11 protein-coding genes are annotated in these 17,639 nt (G+C 57.2%); 9 read left to right on the forward strand and 2 right to left on the reverse strand.

Going from position 1 to position 17,639, the window contains the following annotated elements; genetic code table 11:
* Positions 1-44: 44 nt before the first annotated feature.
* From LOC70_RS04055 to LOC70_RS04085, 7 genes are all read left to right on the forward strand, one after another.
* A complete protein-coding gene (locus LOC70_RS04055) occupies positions 45-1,493 on the forward strand; it encodes a phytoene desaturase family protein (RefSeq protein WP_230252013.1) in 1,449 nt (482 codons plus the stop codon).
* Positions 1,490-2,254 carry an ABC transporter ATP-binding protein gene (locus LOC70_RS04060; RefSeq protein ID WP_230252015.1) on the forward strand — a complete coding sequence of 255 codons (765 nt, stop codon included), beginning with the start codon at positions 1,490-1,492 and terminating at the stop codon, positions 2,252-2,254. The genes LOC70_RS04055 and LOC70_RS04060 overlap by 4 nt, the downstream gene beginning before the upstream one ends.
* Positions 2,251-3,921 (forward strand): putative ABC exporter domain-containing protein, encoded by a 1,671-nt coding sequence (locus LOC70_RS04065; protein ID WP_230252017.1) that lies wholly within the window; start codon positions 2,251-2,253, stop codon positions 3,919-3,921. The genes LOC70_RS04060 and LOC70_RS04065 overlap by 4 nt, the downstream gene beginning before the upstream one ends.
* 177 nt (positions 3,922-4,098) lie before the next feature.
* Complete coding sequence (locus tag LOC70_RS04070; protein WP_230252019.1) at positions 4,099-4,659, forward strand: hypothetical protein; 561 nt, start codon at positions 4,099-4,101, stop codon at positions 4,657-4,659.
* A 90-nt stretch (positions 4,660-4,749) separates the two neighbouring features.
* On the forward strand, positions 4,750-6,342 hold the full coding sequence (cimA, locus tag LOC70_RS04075) for a citramalate synthase (RefSeq protein WP_230252021.1): 1,593 nt from the start codon (positions 4,750-4,752) through the stop codon (positions 6,340-6,342).
* Positions 6,343-6,439: 97 nt separating this feature from the next.
* Positions 6,440-9,547, forward strand: coding sequence for a valine--tRNA ligase (locus LOC70_RS04080; RefSeq protein WP_230252023.1), 3,108 nt, complete (start codon positions 6,440-6,442; stop codon positions 9,545-9,547).
* Positions 9,548-9,616: 69 nt separating this feature from the next.
* Positions 9,617-10,594, forward strand: coding sequence for an ROK family protein (locus LOC70_RS04085; protein WP_230252358.1), 978 nt, complete (start codon positions 9,617-9,619; stop codon positions 10,592-10,594).
* 1,130 nt (positions 10,595-11,724) lie between these two features.
* On the opposite strand, the gene LOC70_RS04090 is transcribed toward LOC70_RS04085, so the two are convergent.
* Entirely contained in the window at positions 11,725-13,014 is a 1,290-nt protein-coding gene (locus LOC70_RS04090) for an MFS transporter (protein ID WP_230252024.1), read from the reverse strand.
* Positions 13,015-13,275: 261 nt separating this feature from the next.
* Here LOC70_RS04090 and LOC70_RS04095 point away from each other — a divergent pair, with 261 nt between their 5' ends.
* Positions 13,276-14,118 carry an ABC transporter ATP-binding protein gene (locus tag LOC70_RS04095; protein ID WP_230252025.1) on the forward strand — a complete coding sequence of 281 codons (843 nt, stop codon included), beginning with the start codon at positions 13,276-13,278 and terminating at the stop codon, positions 14,116-14,118.
* A 2-nt stretch (positions 14,119-14,120) separates the two neighbouring features.
* Positions 14,121-15,956: a hypothetical protein gene (locus LOC70_RS04100; protein ID WP_230252026.1), complete on the forward strand. Its 1,836-nt coding sequence runs from the start codon at positions 14,121-14,123 to the stop codon at positions 15,954-15,956.
* 254 nt (positions 15,957-16,210) lie between these two features.
* Here the strand turns inward: LOC70_RS04100 and hisS are convergent, their stop codons facing one another.
* Positions 16,211-17,536, reverse strand: coding sequence for a histidine--tRNA ligase (hisS, locus tag LOC70_RS04105; protein WP_230252027.1), 1,326 nt, complete (start codon positions 17,534-17,536; stop codon positions 16,211-16,213).
* Positions 17,537-17,639 lie beyond the last annotated feature (103 nt).

Consider the following 17,639-nt stretch of genomic DNA (forward strand, 5'->3'; position numbering starts at 1 on the left):
AACTTCCTAATCAACAGCATTTCGCGAGACCAAAGACCCCCGCCATGGCAAAGGATTTTCTCAAGGGAGCCGCCGACGAATACGATGTCGTGGTGATCGGCAGCGGACTGGCCGGAATGACGTCGGCCAACATTCTGGGGCGAGCCGGCCACCGCGTGCTGTTGCTGGAACAACACTACAAGCTCGGCGGGTTGGCAACTTGGTTCCTGCGTCCCGGCAGCCACACGTTTGACATTTCGCTGCACGGTTTCCCGCACGGCATGATCAAATCCTGCCGCCGGTACTGGAGCCGCGACATATCGGACCGAATCGTTCAGCTGAAAAACATTCGATTCGACAACCCCCAATTCTCGCTCACCACGACGTTCAACCGAGAAGACTTCACGCGATTGCTGACGACGAAGTTCGGCATCGAGCACGCCACGGTCAACGAGTTCTTCGACACCGCACGCGGCATGAATTTTTACGACGATCAAGCCACCACCACGCGGCAATTGTTCGACCGGTTCTTTCCCGGACGAGACGACGTGGTTCGGCTATTGATGGAACCGATCACCTACGCCAACGGTTCCACGCTGGAAGACCCGGCGATCACCTACGGCATCGTGTTCAGTAACTTCATGAGCAAAGGCGTCTTCATCTACGAAGGCGGCACCGACGATCTCGTCATGCGAATGAAGAAAGAACTTGAGTCCAACAACGTCGACATCCGTATCAACTGCCCGGTGGATGAAATCGAAGTCAGCGACTCTCCGATCAACGGCACTCGTGTCTCCGCCGTCAAGGTTCACGGTCGACGAATCAAATGCCGAGCGGTTGTCAGCAACGCGAACTTGCGAACGACCGTCCTCAAGATGCTTGGCCCTGAAAAGCTGGACAAGAACTTCGTTGAGGAAACGCAAGCCGTGCGTCTGAACAACAGCAGCACGCAGGTGTACATGGCTCTGAAACCGGGCGAAGAGATCGACGAATCCAGCGGCGATTTGTTCTTCACCAGCACAGCGAAAGAGTTTCGCACGGACCTCTTGCTCAGCCGCGACATCACATCCCGAACGTTCAGCTTCTACTACCCTCGTACCCGGCCTCACAAGAAGAAAGAACGCTACGCGGTTGTCAGCAGCACCAATGCCAACTGGTCCGACTGGGCCGACCTCAGCGAAGAAGACTACTTGGCCAGCAAGCAAGATTTGGTCGAGACCACCATCGACGCGTTGGAAAAATACATCCCGGGCATACGAGACAAAATTGAACACGCGGAAGCCGCAACGCCGAAGACGTTCCATCACTACACCCAACATGAAATGGGCGCAAGCTTCGGCACCAAGTTCGAGGGGCTTGGCGTCAGCCGTGCTTTGCCGCAACAGATCAAAGGCATGTATCACGCGGGAAGCGTTGGAATCATCATGAGCGGCTGGTTGGGTGCCATCAACTACGGGGTGATCGTCAGCAATGAGGTTGACCAAGCCCTCGTTGCCGAGTCCACCCCGGTATGATCCAAGTCCGCCAGTTCACGAAATGCTACGACGATTTCACTGCGGTGAATTCGATCTCATTCGACGTTCCGGCGGGACGCGTTGCCGCATTGGTCGGCCCCAACGGCGCTGGCAAAACGACCACGATCCGAACGTTGTGTGGGATTCTGTCGCCCACGGCGGGTGAGCTGAACATTTCCGATGCGTCGCTGAACAATGATCCCTTGGAAGTCAAAAGACGGACCGCTTACGTTCCCGATGATCCACCACTGTTTGATTCGTTGACCGTTGACGATCACTTGCGTTTTGTCGCTTCGGCCTACCGTTTGTCCGAATGGGAAACCTATGCCGACGAACTTTGCGAGCGTTTTGATCTGACCGAAAAACGACACACCATCGCCTCGGGTCTATCCAGAGGCATGCGGCAAAAAGTGGCGATTGTCTGTGCCTACCTGCGTCGTCCGGATGTGTTGTTGCTGGACGAACCGATGACCGGTTTGGATCCACCCAGCATTCGTCGCTTCAAAGAAACCGTTCGTGAACAAGCGGATCGGGGAGCCACGGTGCTGGTCAGTTCGCACCTGCTCTCGCTGGTCGAAGATGTTTGCGATCACCTTGTCTTGATGCGGCGTGGCGAAGTCCTCTTTCACGGACCGCTGCAGCAAGCCCGCGAACAGTTTGGCGGGGACACGAACTCTTTAGAAGAAGTCTTCTTTCGATTGACGGCGGAACCTGAATCGACGTCGGACGAATTCACGTCACACGCGGATCCGCTGACATGAGCGGGCGAGCTTCGATCATAGACCCCGCGTTGTCGCGGTTGATCGGAGTCTTGCTGTGGTCCGCGCTGCGGCAGATGGGCCGTCATTTGAAAACGCCAGCGGGAGCGTTGGTTGGGATCTTGGCAATCGGCACTGTGTCCATGGGTTTGATGCCGATGTTCATCGCCGCCTGGACCGGATCGCTGGATGGCGTTCAGATCTACGCGCGAGCCACCGAAACGATTCCGTTGATGATGTTGTTGATCGTTGCGATGGCGATCTACTTTGACATTGGCCAACAGATCACCGAACTCCGGCCACCGGAATTGCAGTTCGTCTTGGCGGGACCTTTCACCGATCATCAAATCCTTTCCTATCGGTTGATGACCATCGCGTTGACCTGGGTCGTCAGCAGTTCATTGATGGCGGTTTTCGCATTGCCAACCGCGGGCAGTTATCTCTCCGCGTTCTTTGCGATTTACACCGGCGGGATGACCATCACATCTCTCACCACGTTGCACGCTTTTAGCCAACCGGTTGTTCCATCCGGCGTCCGAGATTGGTTTGGCCGCGTCTTGCTGGGCGGGGTGGTGATTTTGATGATCAGTTCGCTTCCGTTGGGAATCCGCGACAACGGTTTTTCATGGCAGCGCTGGCTGTTGGGTTGCCAAACGTCTTCGCTGGGTCGAGTGATGACGTTGCCGTTCGTCCCCTTTGATCGACTGCTTCACCAACCGCTTGGTCTTCCCATGTTCGTTTGGTTGGCGGTTTCAATCAGCCTGCCGATGGCGGGTTTTGCGATGTGTTACCGAGTCCGCTCCGGATTCGCCGAACTTGCCGTGGCCGGGGTTTCGAGAAAACAGGAACGGGTGGCGCGAATGCGGTCTGGCCAATTCGGTAGTTCGCAGACGAAGGAGCGTCGATCGACGTTTCGCCTTCCAGGATTGCCGTGGTTGGGAGGTGCGGGCCCGGTCGCTTGGCAACAATTGGTTTTCGTATTGCGACGACATCGATCGTTGATCGTGGGCTTGTGGATTCTGGGGTTTCTCACCGCGATTGGCTTCATCGCGTTTCAGTTGTTTCGGCCCAATGTCATCCATCTGCAATTCCGCGAATGGTCGATGGTGGCGATGATGATCGCGGCATGTTACCTCAGCTTTCTGATGACGATCAGCCAACCCTTGGGCCTGGCGGCCTCGCCGCGAACGCTGACGTGGTTTCGAACGTTGCCGGTGCATCCCTTTGCGATCACCGTTGGCATGCTCGCCGGCCACCTTGCCATGATGTGGTGCATTCGATTTGCGTTTTTGCCGATCGGCTTCAGTCTTTCCCCTCGCGGCTGGGTGGAAACTCTGAGCTTCGCCGTCGCCGGTTTCGCGTTGGATCTGACCTACGCCTCGACCGTCAACTTCGTATCTGCCGCGACCTCGTTGCGGGCGCTTCCCACCGGCACCCCGGATGTGCTGCAGGGCGGCCGAACCATGCTCTATATGCTTGTTTTGGGGATTGGATTGCTGCCAACCTTGATTTTCACCGCCCTCGTGGCTGCTGCCGTGGCGGTGCTGACCGAGATGGATCGCACGGCGATCGGGTTCGCCGTAGCGACGGCGTTGGCTTTGCCCCAGCCGCTCATTTGGTGGGTCAGCTCAATTCTTTTCCGCAATCGCGAGCTGTTTCAGGCTGATTGACCGGCAAAATCGGGGAAACTCGCGATTTCGACCAACGGAACGAGCTCTCCCGTCCCCACGAATCTACTGGCCTACAGAAATCGGCTTCAAAACGATACAACAAGCAACTGAAAGCCGGTCGCGGTTTTCAATCGGCGGAACTCGTTTGTCCAATTTCAGCGGGCACTTCAAACAACCATGGCCAGAATCGGAATTTTCTTCGGACTGGTCCTGTGTGGACTGACGGTGGCCGCCATCAGCGTGACCACCCAAAAAAGCTTCACGCAGTTCGTTCCGATGATGTTTGGAATTCCTTTGTTGTTTCTGGGCGTGGTGGGACTGAACCCGCACCGACGGCTCAATGCCACGATGGTGGCCATGACCTTGGGGCTGCTGGGATTCGCTTGCGGAGCCATTCGGTTCCTGGTGTTGATTGCCGATCGCGCGGCCGGAGGCATCATCAATCCCGTGTCGTTCCGGTTGGTCGTCGCGATGACCATTGTTTGCTTGGTCTTCGCCCTTTTGGCGTTAGTCTGGGTACGCAAACGACGCGAGCGACTGAGCGGTAGAACCAATTTGGAACCGAGCGACACGACGCCGGACAGCGAAAACACCTCGGAACAAGACGCCCTGCTGGCGGCACCGAATCCCTCGGTTTCAGCCGCCCCTGACCACGAAAAAGTTTCGCCCGCCTCCAACGCCTCCGCCAATCCTTACCAGTCACCGCGAGTGATTGAGAATCCGACGGAGTCCCGGTAGTCGCAACCAGCCGATGCCAACCTCCGGTCAGAAGCTCTTCGAGAACCACTGTTTGTTTCCTGAAATCCCCCTGCTCCCCATTTCAACTTCATGAGTGCCACTTCGTCGGCCCAACCGGTCTTGATCTACGACACAACCTTGCGAGACGGCTCGCAAGGCGAAGGCGTCAGTTTTTCGCTGCAAGACAAGCTGAACATTGCGATTCGGTTGGCTGAGATTGGGGTCGAATTCATTGAAGGTGGCTACCCGCTGAGCAACGAGAAAGACGTCGCTTTCTTCGAGCAAATTCGCAAACACGATCTGGGCGAGACAAAGGTTTGCGCGTTCGGCATGACGCGGCGTCGTTCGATGAAGGCCGAGGATGACCCGGGCATGAAAGCCTTGGTTGCTGCACAAACACCATGTTGCACATTGGTCGGAAAAACCTGGGACTTTCACGTCACGGAAGTCCTGCGTGCCACGCTGGATGAAAACCTCGACATGATCGGGGAGTCCGCTGAATTTTTGGCGAAGCACAGCGAAGTGATCTACGACGCGGAACATTTTTTCGATGGCTACAACGCCAACCCGGAGTACGCGTTGAAGACTTTGAAGGCGGCCGCCGAAGCCGGTGCCAAATGGCTGGCTCTGTGCGATACCAATGGCGGCACGTTGCCCGAGCGAATCGCGGAAGTCACCAAGATCGCGAAAGAAGCGATGGCTTCGTACGACCTGCAAATCGGCATCCACTGCCACAATGATTGCGAGTTGGCCGTCGCGAATTCGTTGGCTGCCGTTGATGTCGGTGCGACTCAGGTGCAAGGCACCATCAATGGCATCGGTGAACGTTGCGGCAACGTGGACCTGATCGCGGTGATCGCCAACTTGGGATTGAAAAAACAAGGCTACTCGGTTTTGGGCGGTCGCTCCTTGCAACAACTCACCGAGCTTTCGCGATTCGTTTACGAAACCGCGAATTTGCAGTGGCGAAACAACCAGCCCTTCGTCGGACAAAGCGCGTTCGCTCACAAAGGCGGCATGCATGTTCACGCGATCAATAAGGCGGCCAGCACTTACGAACACATCGATCCGGCAATGGTCGGCAACGAGCGTCGCATCCTGGTCAGCGAGTTGTCGGGACGCAGCAACATCGAAGCCATCGCGGGCAAGTACGACGTTGGCGACGACAAGGAACTGCAAAACAAGATCCTGGCCGAGGTCGTGCGACTGGAGAATCGCGGCTACCAATTTGAATCGGCAACGGCATCGTTTGACCTTCTGATCCGCCGCGTGTCGGGCAAGTTCCGCCCCCACTTTGAAACGATCAAATACCGCGTCGTCGCTGGCGATCGCGATGTCAACAACCATGTCGCCTTCGCCGAAGCCATCATCAAACTGCAGGTGGGCGACACCTTGTGGTTTGACGCCGCGGAAGGTCACGGTCCGGTCAATGCGCTCGACGCCGGTTTGCGAAAGGCTTTGTCGGGGGCTTATCCCGTCCTCAGCGAGATTTCGCTGATCGATTACAAGGTCCGCGTGGTGGATTCCGGCAGCGGCACCGCCGCCTCCATTCGCGTGAACATCGAAAGCACCGACGGGAAAGAAACGTGGGGCACGATCGGCGTTAGCGACAACATCATCGAAGCCAGCTGGCAAGCTCTCGTCGACAGCGTCGAATACAAACTGCACCGCAGCGAAGCGTGATCGACCGAACCGGTTGCTTACTCGCACAGTCATGATTCCAACGGCGTGACCAGGATGTCCGCCGATTATTCAATTCACTTCCGTTGCCATTTGTTTCATGTCCGAAATTCCAACCCGATTCGAACACGCCGAAGAAGCCGACAAGATCGCTCAGGCATGGACCGACGCCAAATGCTCTCACGCGGATCCTGAATCCAGCAAACCACCGTTTTCCGTGGTGATCCCGCCTCCCAATGTGACCGGAGCGTTGCACTTGGGACATGGTTTGAACAACACGCTGCAAGACATCGTGGTGCGTCGTAAACGCATGCAGGGGTTCGAAACATTGTGGATGCCTGGCACCGACCACGCGGGAATCGCAACTCAGGCCGTGGTGGAACGGCGACTGAAAGAACAGGAAAACAAAACTCGCCATGATCTTGGCCGCGAAGCCTTGGTCGATCGAATTTGGCAATGGAAAGACCAATACGAAGAACGCATTCTTGGCCAGCTAAAACGCATGGGCACGAGCTGCGACTGGGAACGATTGCGGTTCACGCTGGACCCGGTGTGTGCCGCGGCTGTGCGCGCGACCTTCTATGACTTGTTCGGCAAACAACGCATTTATCGCGGCAAACGTTTGGTGAACTGGGACACGTTCTTGCAGACCGCGGTCAGCGATGACGAAGTGTTCAACGAAACGAAGAAAGGACACTTCTATCACTTCAAGTATCCGGTGATCGATCCCAAACCCGGTGAGCCCAAATTCGTGGAAATCGCCACGACTCGCCCCGAAACCATGTTGGGCGACACGGCGGTGGCGGTGCACCCGGATCCCGCTGCCGCGTTGGACGCCGTCGAGACCAGCATTCGCGAAAAGCTGGCCGATGCGAACGAGAAAGAAACTGCCGAGCTAAACAAACAACTGGAGGCACTTCAGAAACGTCGCGAGGAACGGTTGCCCGAATTGATAACGCTTCGCGACATGGCCGCCGATGGTCGCAAGCTGACTTTGCCGCTGGTCAATCGTGAAATCTCACTCGTGGCGGACGAGTGGGCCAAACCCGAAATGGGCAGTGGCTGCGTGAAGATCACACCGGCTCACGATCCCAACGATTACGAAGTGGGGCTGCGACAAGACTTGCCGATGATCAACATCCTCAATCCGGATGGCACGATCAACGGCGAAGGCGGTGAATTCGCGGGACTGACGATTCCGAAAGCTCGCAAGGCCGTGGTGGCTGCTTTGGAAGAATTGGACTTGATGGGCGACATCGAAGATCGCGACATCGAACTGCCGCACAGCGATCGCAGCAAGACACCGATCGAACCGTACCTGGCGGATCAATGGTTCGTGGCGATGGATGAACTCGCTCAATCAGCCATGGACGCTGTCAGCGACAAACGCGTGCAAATTTTCCCGTCGCGATACAGCAAAGGCTATCTGGATTGGCTGAGCGAAAAACGTGACTGGCCGGTCAGTCGCCAACTTTGGTGGGGCCACCGGATTCCGATTTGGTCGGTGGGTGGGCTGTCGCAAACCGAAGCCAATGAGCTTTCCACCCGATTGGAAAAACTTGCTGAACAACATCCAGATCAAATCGCACAACGCATCGATTCCGATGGCGTGGACGCGTCGGGTGAACCCACGCAAGCCGTGTTCGTTTGCATCCGCAGCGAAGACGAAACCGTGGAAACCGATGTGGCCGCGCTGGGACTGACGCAAGACCCCGACGTGCTCGACACCTGGTTCAGTTCCGCATTGTGGCCGCACAGCACCTTGGGTTGGCCAGCCGAAACACCGGAGCTTGCCAAGTTCTACCCCACGTCCACACTGATCACTTCGCGTGACATCTTGACGTTGTGGGTGGCTCGCATGGTGCTGATGGGACTGAATAACGTGGGCGAAATTCCGTTCCACGAAGTGTTCATCCACCCCAAGATCCTGGACGGTCTGGGCGAGACGATGAGCAAGTCCAAAGGCAACGGCGTGGACCCGATCGATGTGATCGACAAGTTCGGTCCAGACGCGTTGCGGTTTGGCTTGGCCCGTTTGGCCACCGAAACGCAAGACGTTCGCATGCCGGTGCAGTACGAATGTCCGTCGTGTGAAAAGCTGATCGACCAAACCAAGAAGAATCGTTCACTGCCATCGATGGAATGTCCGGCTTGCGGCAAACCTTTCTCGACCCAGTGGGCTGAAACCGAAGCGGACAAGGCATTGCCCAAAGCGGCGGTGGTGAGCGAACGGTTTGAGACGGCTCGCAACTTCGTCAACAAACTTTGGAACGCATCCCGGTTTGTGATGATGAACTTGGATGGCTTCGAGCCCACTTCACTCGATGTGAAGTCGTTGCCCATCGAAGACCGCTGGCTTCTTTCGCGATTGTCGACCGTGACCCAAACAGTCGGTGACGCGATCGAGCATTACCAGTTCGGCGAAGCCGCTCGCGTGCTCTACGATTTTGCTTGGGACGAGTTCTGCAGCTTCTACGTGGAGATTGCCAAGCCTCGTCTGTCGGATGATTCGCAGCGTCAGATTGCTCAGAATGTGATCGCGCACGGACTGGATCAATTGCTCCGATTGCTGCACCCGATCATGCCGTTCGTGACTGAATCGGTGTGGGGACACCTGGGCAGCATCGCACCCAAACGCGGCGTGCCCGAGCCAATCGAGGTGGGCCAGTTTGTGATGACCTCGGACTATCCGGTCGCCGATGAGACGCACCATGATTCACAGATTGAACGTCAGTTCAGCGAGTTCCAACAAATCGTTGCCGCCATCCGTCAAATTCGTGCCAGTCAAAACATTGCGCCGAAGGAAACGCTGCCGGTGGGCATTCGCTGCAGCGAATCGTCACAAGAATTGCTGCAACCAATGACGGCCTACTTCGAAGCATTGACCGGTGCGGAGATTCAGTCGCTCGGACCTGAAACGGTCGCGTTTGAAACCGACGCCCACATCGCGTTGGCGGAAGTCGATGTCGACGTGCACGTGGACTTGGAAAAGTTCATTGATGTCGAAGCCGAACTGGGTCGCTTGGAAAAACTCCAAAAGCAATTAACGGGGCAGATTGCGGGCAAACAAAACAAACTATCTAACGAAAGCTTTGTCAGCCGAGCCCCAGCAGATATCGTGCAAAAGGAACGCGAATCGCTCGCTGCTTTGCAAACGCAACTGGAAGCGGTCGCTCATGACATATCCAAGTTGCAATTGAAGAAATAATCGCCCGCGTCGTCCCGCGTGAACCGATCGGTTCCGTCGACCAACACCAATCAACCCACGGTTACTCCCTTGAAAGATATCTGGATCGGATTTGATCTTGGCGGCACCAAGATGTTGGCTGTTGCTTACGACCATGAATTCAAAGAACTTGGACGTCGACGCCGAAAAACTCGCGGCCGCGAAGGCTCCGACAGCGGCATCGCTCGAATCGGTTCCACCATCCAACGGTTGCTCGATGAAAACGAATTGGATGCGGAACGGATCGCGGGCATCGGGATCGGTTGCCCCGGCCCGATCGATCTGAAAAAGGGTCGCGTGTTGATGACGCCCAACCTCGGTTGGGACGACGTCGACATTCAATCGTTCCTCGAGAAGGAATTTGATTGCCCAGCGACCGTGTTGAACGATGTGGATGCGGGCGTCTATGGCGAGTTCCTTTTCGGTGCGGCCAAAGGCAGCCGTTGTGCGGTCGGCGTTTTCCCGGGAACGGGAATCGGTGGCGGTTGCGTTTACGAAGGCCAAATCCTGCAGGGTGCTGGGATCTCGTGCATGGAGATCGGGCACACTCGAATCAGCAATGGAAACGGGGACAGCGGCAGTGGAATGTCAGGCACGTTGGAGTCCGAAGCCAGTCGTTTGACGATTGCATCGGAAGCCGCCAAATTGGCATTTCGCGGTGAAGCTCCGGCGTTGCTGGAAGACGCCGGAACAGATCTGGCGAACATTCGCAGCGGAGCGTTAGCCGATTCCATCAAGAATGGCGACAAAGCGATCAAAGCATTGGTGGAATCCGCCAGCGTCACGATCGGTTACGGCGTTGCCAACATCGTCAATTTGCTCTGTCCGGACACGATCGTTTTGGGCGGTGGATTGGTGGAAGCGATGGAAGATCTCATCGTTGGAACGGTGAAAAAGACCGCGCGAGACAGCGTGATGCCGGTCTACAAAGACCGCTTCGAAGTCAAACCTGCCAAGTTGGGTGATGACGCTGGCGTTCTCGGTGCCGCGGCGTGGGCGAAGAAAACCTACCCCCAACCGCCCGAGTGAGAATCGCCAATAGCGATCCCCAGGTGCCGAACAACGTTGCCCCGCCAACCCACCTCAACGCACCAACCAACCCCGTAGCCGATCGGCGTTAGCCGCGGTTGGCCCGTTCATTCAAAACCTTCACGGCAAAACCGAACGACCAAACGCCCCCAAGCCCCCGCTCGTCGCCGTAGCTCGCAGCGTTCTGTACGGCCTACTTACTAGTTCCAATCTCGCTCGTCGCCAGACACCACTGCACCAGCGCAACAACCGGTGCTAACGCACTTCGGCTACCTGGTGCACTCGACGAGCGACGTCGATCCGCCAACCCACCTCAACACACCTCAACACACCAACCAACCCCATAGCCGATCGGCCTTAGCCGCGGTTGGCCCATTCATCCGAAACCTACGCGACACAACCAAACGACAAAACGCTCCCGAGCGACACCGCTCACGCCGTAGCTCGCTTCGCTCGGTACGGCCTACCATCCAGTTGCAATCTTGCTCGAGACGCAACCCTGAACCAGCGCAACAACCGGTGCTAACGCACTTCGGCTACCTGGTGCACTCGACGAGCGACGTCGATCCGCCAACCCACCTCAACACGCCAACCAACCCCATAGCCGATCGGCGTTAGCCGCGGTTGGCCCGTTCTTCCGAAGCCTTCTCGACAATACCGATCGACCAAACGCTCCCGAGCAACCCCCGCTCGTCGCCGTAGCTCGCTTCGCTCGGTACGGCCTACTTACCAGTTCCAATCTCGCTCGTTGCCAGACACCACTGCAACCAACTCGACAACCGGTGCTAACGCACTTCGGCTACTTGGTGCTCTCGGTCGAGTAACTTCGATCCGACAATCCACCTCAACACGCCAACCAACGCCGTAGCCGATCGGCGTTAGCCGCGGTTGGCCCATTCATCCGAAACCTTCTCGGCAAAACCGATCGACCAAACGCTCCCCAGCAACCCCGCTCGCCGCCGTAGCTCGCTGCGCTCGGTACGGCCTACCAACGCCCACACGTTGCTTGTCACATTTCCATCTGTACCGTGCGACAACCGGTGCTAACGCACTTCTGCTACTTGGTGCGTTCGACGAGCAACATCGTTGCAGCAATTCACCTCAACGCGACAGTCGCGATTGGAACTGAATCAGGCATCGTCGAGCGTGGCCGCCAGGGGCAACAACAAACTGATCCCCGCGGTAACCATCATCGCTAGCGCGGCGACCATTAACGCGTTGGGCATCCCAATCGCTCCGGCCGTTTGCCCCCAAACCAGTGAACCCAACGACATCGATCCCGCCATCATCGTCAGATAACATCCCATCCCGCGGGCGCGCAATCGTCGTGGCAGAGTGATTTGGGCGGTGGCATTCAGAGTGGTCAACGTCGCCATCCAGCCACATCCCATCAGCAAAGTGGCGAACAACAACACGGGCCAAAACGGTTCGAAACTCAACGTCAACATACCCGTCGCGTAGAGCCCCATCGCACACGCGATCGTTCGATCTGATCCCAATCGTGATCGAACGCGAGGCAACATCGACGCCCCAATCACCGCTCCCAATCCAATCATCGCTACCAAAATCCCGAAACCGGACGGTCCCCATCCCAGCGCGGTCTTGGCGTACAAAGGCATCAGCGACCACAGCGCACTGCCCGGCAACACAAACAACACCACGCCCAGCATCACGTGTCGCATCGTTCGTTTCCAAATCACGTATCGGATGCCCTGCCGCATCGACGACAGAAATGACCGGCCACGGCTGTCTTCCGTCGTACGACGCTTCCAACGCAGCAACACTGCCAACACGCCCGCAAACGAAATCGCATTGATGGCGAAGGTGCTCCAGATGCCTACCAAAGCAATCAACACACCCCCGATGGCCGGCCCCACGGCACGAGCCAGGTTGAAACTGATACTCCCCAAACCAACCGCACGGCTGATTTGCCAGCGTGGAACCAATTCAGGAATCGCGGATTGCCAAGTCGGGACGTGCACCACCATTCCCAAACCGATCACGAACGTCATCGCCAGCAATCCCCACGCGGTGATCACACCCGTCGCGGTCGACACCGCCAACATCGCGGTGACAAACAACAAAATCGATTGCGTTCCGATCAACAGATGACGCTTGTCGATTCGGTCGGCCAACACTCCCGCGGGAATGGCAAGGAACACAATCGGTAAAGCCATCGACGTTCTCACCGCGGCCACCATTTCCGGGGTCGCATCCAACGTCGTCATCAACCATCCCGCACCGACCTCGTGGATCCAGGTTCCCAAATTGGATGCCAACGAAGCGATCCAAAACAAACGGAACATGGGTTCTCGCAGTGGCTCCCACGCGGAACGTCCCTGCGTCGGCGTCGATTGTGCAGCATCCACCACCACCGACGCATACGGCGAAGCAATCGGGCGGGTGGACGAACTCGACATGCAGTGAAACCAAATGAAAAGAAACGAAATGCTGGCGAAACCGGACCGCTCAGAGATCCCCAAACGCCAGAGGCAAACACCGGACCGTTCCCGGCGTTGAGCGATCTGCCTCCACCCTCTAGCTGTCGCGACCGTTCGAAACGTCACGACCCGCCGGGTTGCCAAGAAGGAGACCGGTTCCGCGAGGTTGGTTCACCGCCCTGGCAACCACCGTGGGGTAGCGTCCAATGAGGCGTTCTTCCCTGAATTTGGCACCGGCTGATGATCAAGCTGAATCACTTACAAAAGCTTTATGACGATACGATCGCCGTCAAGGACGTGACCGTGTCGATCCCAGCCGGTGTGGTGTGCGGTCTCGTTGGCCCCAACGGTGCGGGAAAGACAACCACCTTACGCTGCATGGCGGGGCTGCTGCCTGCCACTGCAGGCGAAATTCAAATCAATGGAATTTCCCCTGAAACGGACCCGGTTCGCCTCAAAAGAACAATTGCGTATGTCCCCGATGACCCGCCATTGTTCGACGACCTGACCGTCGGCGAACATCTGGACTTTGTCGCTCGCCTCTACCACATCGATGACCATCGGCGAACGGCCATTGATCTGCTGGAACAATTCGAACTGCTGGCGAAATACGATGCCACGGTGACGTCGTTGTCCCGCGGAATGCGTCAGAAGCTCGCCGTCGCGTGTGCTTACTTGATCCAACCGCAAGTACTGCTTCTGGATGAACCGCTGACAGGATTGGATCCTCCCGGCATCCGAATCCTGCTCGATTCCGTCCGTCAATTTGTTCGCGGAGGAAAGACTGCCATCATCAGCAGCCACTTGCTGGCGATGATCAGCGACGTCTGCGACCAAGTTTGGCTGCTGCAGAATGGCTTGGTGCGTTACCACGGCACCACGTCCGGTCTGCGAAAGGAATTCCCAAACACCGAATCGCTCGAAGAAGCCTTCTTCGCCGCGATGGATCTTTCTGCAAACGAGTCCGCGTCCTCCGCGGAAGATGAGGACGAGTCCACAGTCGTGATGCCCGCCGCACAAACTGGCGTCGCGATGCCGCTGACCTCACCCACCGTTCCCGCCTCGCCAACGACGGTCTCGTGACCATGAGTTCGTCGTTCTCCAGCACCGCACCGTCAAACTTTCCAACACCGGATCGCGCCACGACCGATTGGTTTGATCCGGATCGCTCGCTGGATGGCCTGAAGTTCCTCGCACGAACGCAGGTTCGATTTCGGATCACGCGATTTTGGAACCGTTTGTTCTCACCGCGGCAAGCCATCGCTTCCGTTCTGTCAGTCACGTTTGTCGGCTTGTACCTCCTGGCGGGAATCACGCTGCTTTCGCGGCGCGAAGCCAACGATCCGGAACAACTGCGTTTGTGGCTGTCCGGCGGAATGATCCTGTACGCGCTCTATCACGCGGTGAAACAGCTTTGGTCCCAAACCAACACGGACATGGATCTGGTCACATTGACCGAACCAGACCGCTTGTGGTTGGGCGGGGGACCGATCGCTCGAAGAACACTGGTCCTGCGCGAAGCCACCTCGGCGATTCCGTCTTCGATGGCCAAAACGGTCCTGCTCGGAGTCGTGCTTTGGCGAGACGCGGTGTCCCTTGTTTCGTTGCTGCTTGGAGTTTGCTTGGCACTCGTCGCCTTGGAATTGCTGCGGCGTTTGATCTCGCACCTGATTGCCGCCTTGTCGCCAAACGTGCGCCGTTACGCTCGAGCAACCAGCCTGCTGGTCGGATTGGCGATACTGATGCAACTTGGCATCCAAACATGGCAATCCACCCCGCCGGGAAGCGATCCGTTGCAATATGTCTTGTCCGGCATGTCTGAAATTGGGCACTACGCCGGATCGACGGCAATCCAATCCATGGCGTTCGCCTTGCTGCCCGCTGCCTCGCTGGCATCAGGAGAAGCCATCACCAGCGACCTCGCCATCCCTGGCATCCATCAACTCATTGCGACGATCCCGGTTTGGTTGGTTCAAGGCCTCCTTGCAATCTTTGCCGTCGCCGTCATCGCGGGACTCGCGGAGTGCTTGGTGTGGGCGGATCGATGGTCGTCTGATCGCCAACTCGCTTACGAACAACGTCGTTTGAAGGTGCTGCAACAACGGCGAACGTCTGATGACGCATTTCGCGATGGCATGCGCCACAAAGCCATGTCGCCCACGCGGATTCAACGCTTCGGTGACTGGCTGGCTCGCTTGCTTCCCGATTCCTATCAAGGCATGTCCGGTTTGGTCGTTCGACAACTGCAGTGCGTTCGACGCTACGCCGCCAACGTGGTCGTCAGTTTCGCGATTCCAATGGCTTTGTCGCTGTCGCCTTTGTTGACAGATCAAAGCACGAAACAGTGGGTGTTCGTGATTGGCGGCATCGCGCTCAGCTCTCTGCTGCTGGCGCCACCCGCACTTCAGATCGACTTTCGCCGCGACCTCAAACGAATGTTCTTGGTGCGTTCGTTGCCGCTGGGCGACGTCGCCATGTGCGTTGGCATGCTCAGTGTCCCCGTCGCGATCACCATCCTTTTTCAATGGACCACTCTGGGACTGGGAACCCTCATTGCATCTCCGCCAGGCTGGCAAACGCTTTGGTTGTTCCTCGCATTGCCATCGCTCGCCGTGGCAACGTTTGCTATCGAGAACGCCCTATTTCTCGCCTTCCCGCATCATGTGCATGCCCAGGGAATTGCGATGGTCATCCGGGCCAAAGTGACGTTTCTTTGGAAAGGCATGATGCTGGCGATTGCACCCATGGCCTTGGTCACGTTTGCGATGCTTTGCGAACGAGTGCTCCCGCCAAAGATGGTCGGCCCAGTCGCCTTCACCGGCAGTTTGACGGCCGTCTGGGGTGTCGCGGGATTGGCCGGTTGGACGCTGGTCCGTTGTTGGCGACGCTTCGATCCCTTGCTCGACACGCCACCCGAGTAAACCCGACCCCAACATGAGTTTCTCGTAGGTCCGGTTCCACCGGACCTACTGCCTGGGGTGACGCGGGATTGGCGGGTTGGACGCTGGTCCGTTGTTGGCGACGCTTCGATCCCCTGATCGACACACCACCCGAGTAAACCCAACCACCAACATGATCCATCGTAGGTCCGGTTCCACTGGACATCGAACTCAATTCGTCCGGTGGAACCGGACCTACTGACTTCGTCCGTTGAACCGGACCGACGTGGACCAGATCAAACGGCGTTTTTAAGCAGCTCGATCAATGCTTCCGGTGCCTTGTGTTGGTAAGCCACGTCTTGCGATTCCTTGGTCGCCAGCGTTTTGACTTGCACGGTTCCAGCTTCCCATTCGTTACCACCTGCGATGATGGCCGTCGCGAAACCTTGCGAATCGGCATACTTCAATTGCTGGCCCAGCTTTTTCGGCTCGGGATAAACCTCGACTCCAATTCCAGCGGCACGAATTTGCGATGCAAGTTGGAGGTAGTCGTCGCGATGAGCCTTGTCAAAGAACGGAATGAAGACCGCACAAGGCTTGCTGACTCCTGACAACCGGCCAAGACTCTCCAATGCCGCCAGCAATCGATCCAGCCCCAATGAAGCGCCGATACCGGGCAGATGTTGCTTCGTGTATAGCCCAGCAAGATTGTCGTAGCGGCCACCGCTGCAAACACTGCCGATCCCCGGCAATTCATCCAGCGTCGTTTCGAAAATCACTCCGGTGTAGTAATCCAAACCACGCGCGATCGAGACATCGATCTTCAGCCGATCTGGACGGACGCCCGACGCCAAAGCACCTCGATAAATCTGCGTCAAACGTTCAATGCCCACCGCGGCGGTTTCGTTGCCGCCCGTGATCTCGGGCAGGGCCGCCAGGATCGACTCCGCTTCACCGTCACACTCCGCCAACCGCAAAACGGAATCCGCTTGCTCTGGCGTGACCCCCGCCGCTTCCACCATCTCGGCTGCCGTTTTTTCGCGGCCAATTTTCCCGAGTTTGTCCAGGCTGCGGAGCACCGGCGTCGTCTTGTCCGCCAGCCCCAACGATTCCAACAAGCCCGTCAAAATGGCGCGGTTGTTGATGCTGATCGTGAACGCGTCGATTCCAATCGCTCGCAACAACGCATCAATCACGCAAACCGCTTCGATGTCAGCCAGCTCCGACGTCGTTCCGATCGTGTCAAAGTCACACTGCACAAATTCGCGATAGCGACCCTCCTGCGGCTTCTCGCCTCGCCAAACCGGAGCGATGTGGTAACGCTTGAACGGCGTTCCCAATGTCCCGATGTGCTGCGCGGCGAACCGAGCCAGTGGCACGGTCAGGTCAAATCGCATCCCGACAGGACGCCCGCCGTTGTCTTCGAATTGGTAAAGCTGACGATCCGTTTCCTCGCTGCCTTTGCCAGTGAGGATTTCCAGGTGTTCCAACGTGGGCGTGTCGATCGGAGCAAACCCGAAACTGCGAAAGACTTCGCGAGCGGTCTGCATCAATTGTTCCCGCGGGATCATGGCGGCGGGCAAGTAGTCGCGGAATCCCTTCAGCGTGCGAGGTTGAATCATGGATGAAGTGGAGTGGTAGTTAGATCAATGGAAACGGGAAAAGCGAACTCTAACGACGCGAATTGGCGGGACAATCAACCCGCGATGCAGTCGTGAGTGCATG

This window comes from Rhodopirellula halodulae (assembly GCF_020966775.1).
Classification (GTDB): Bacteria; Planctomycetota; Planctomycetia; order Pirellulales; family Pirellulaceae; genus Rhodopirellula; species Rhodopirellula halodulae.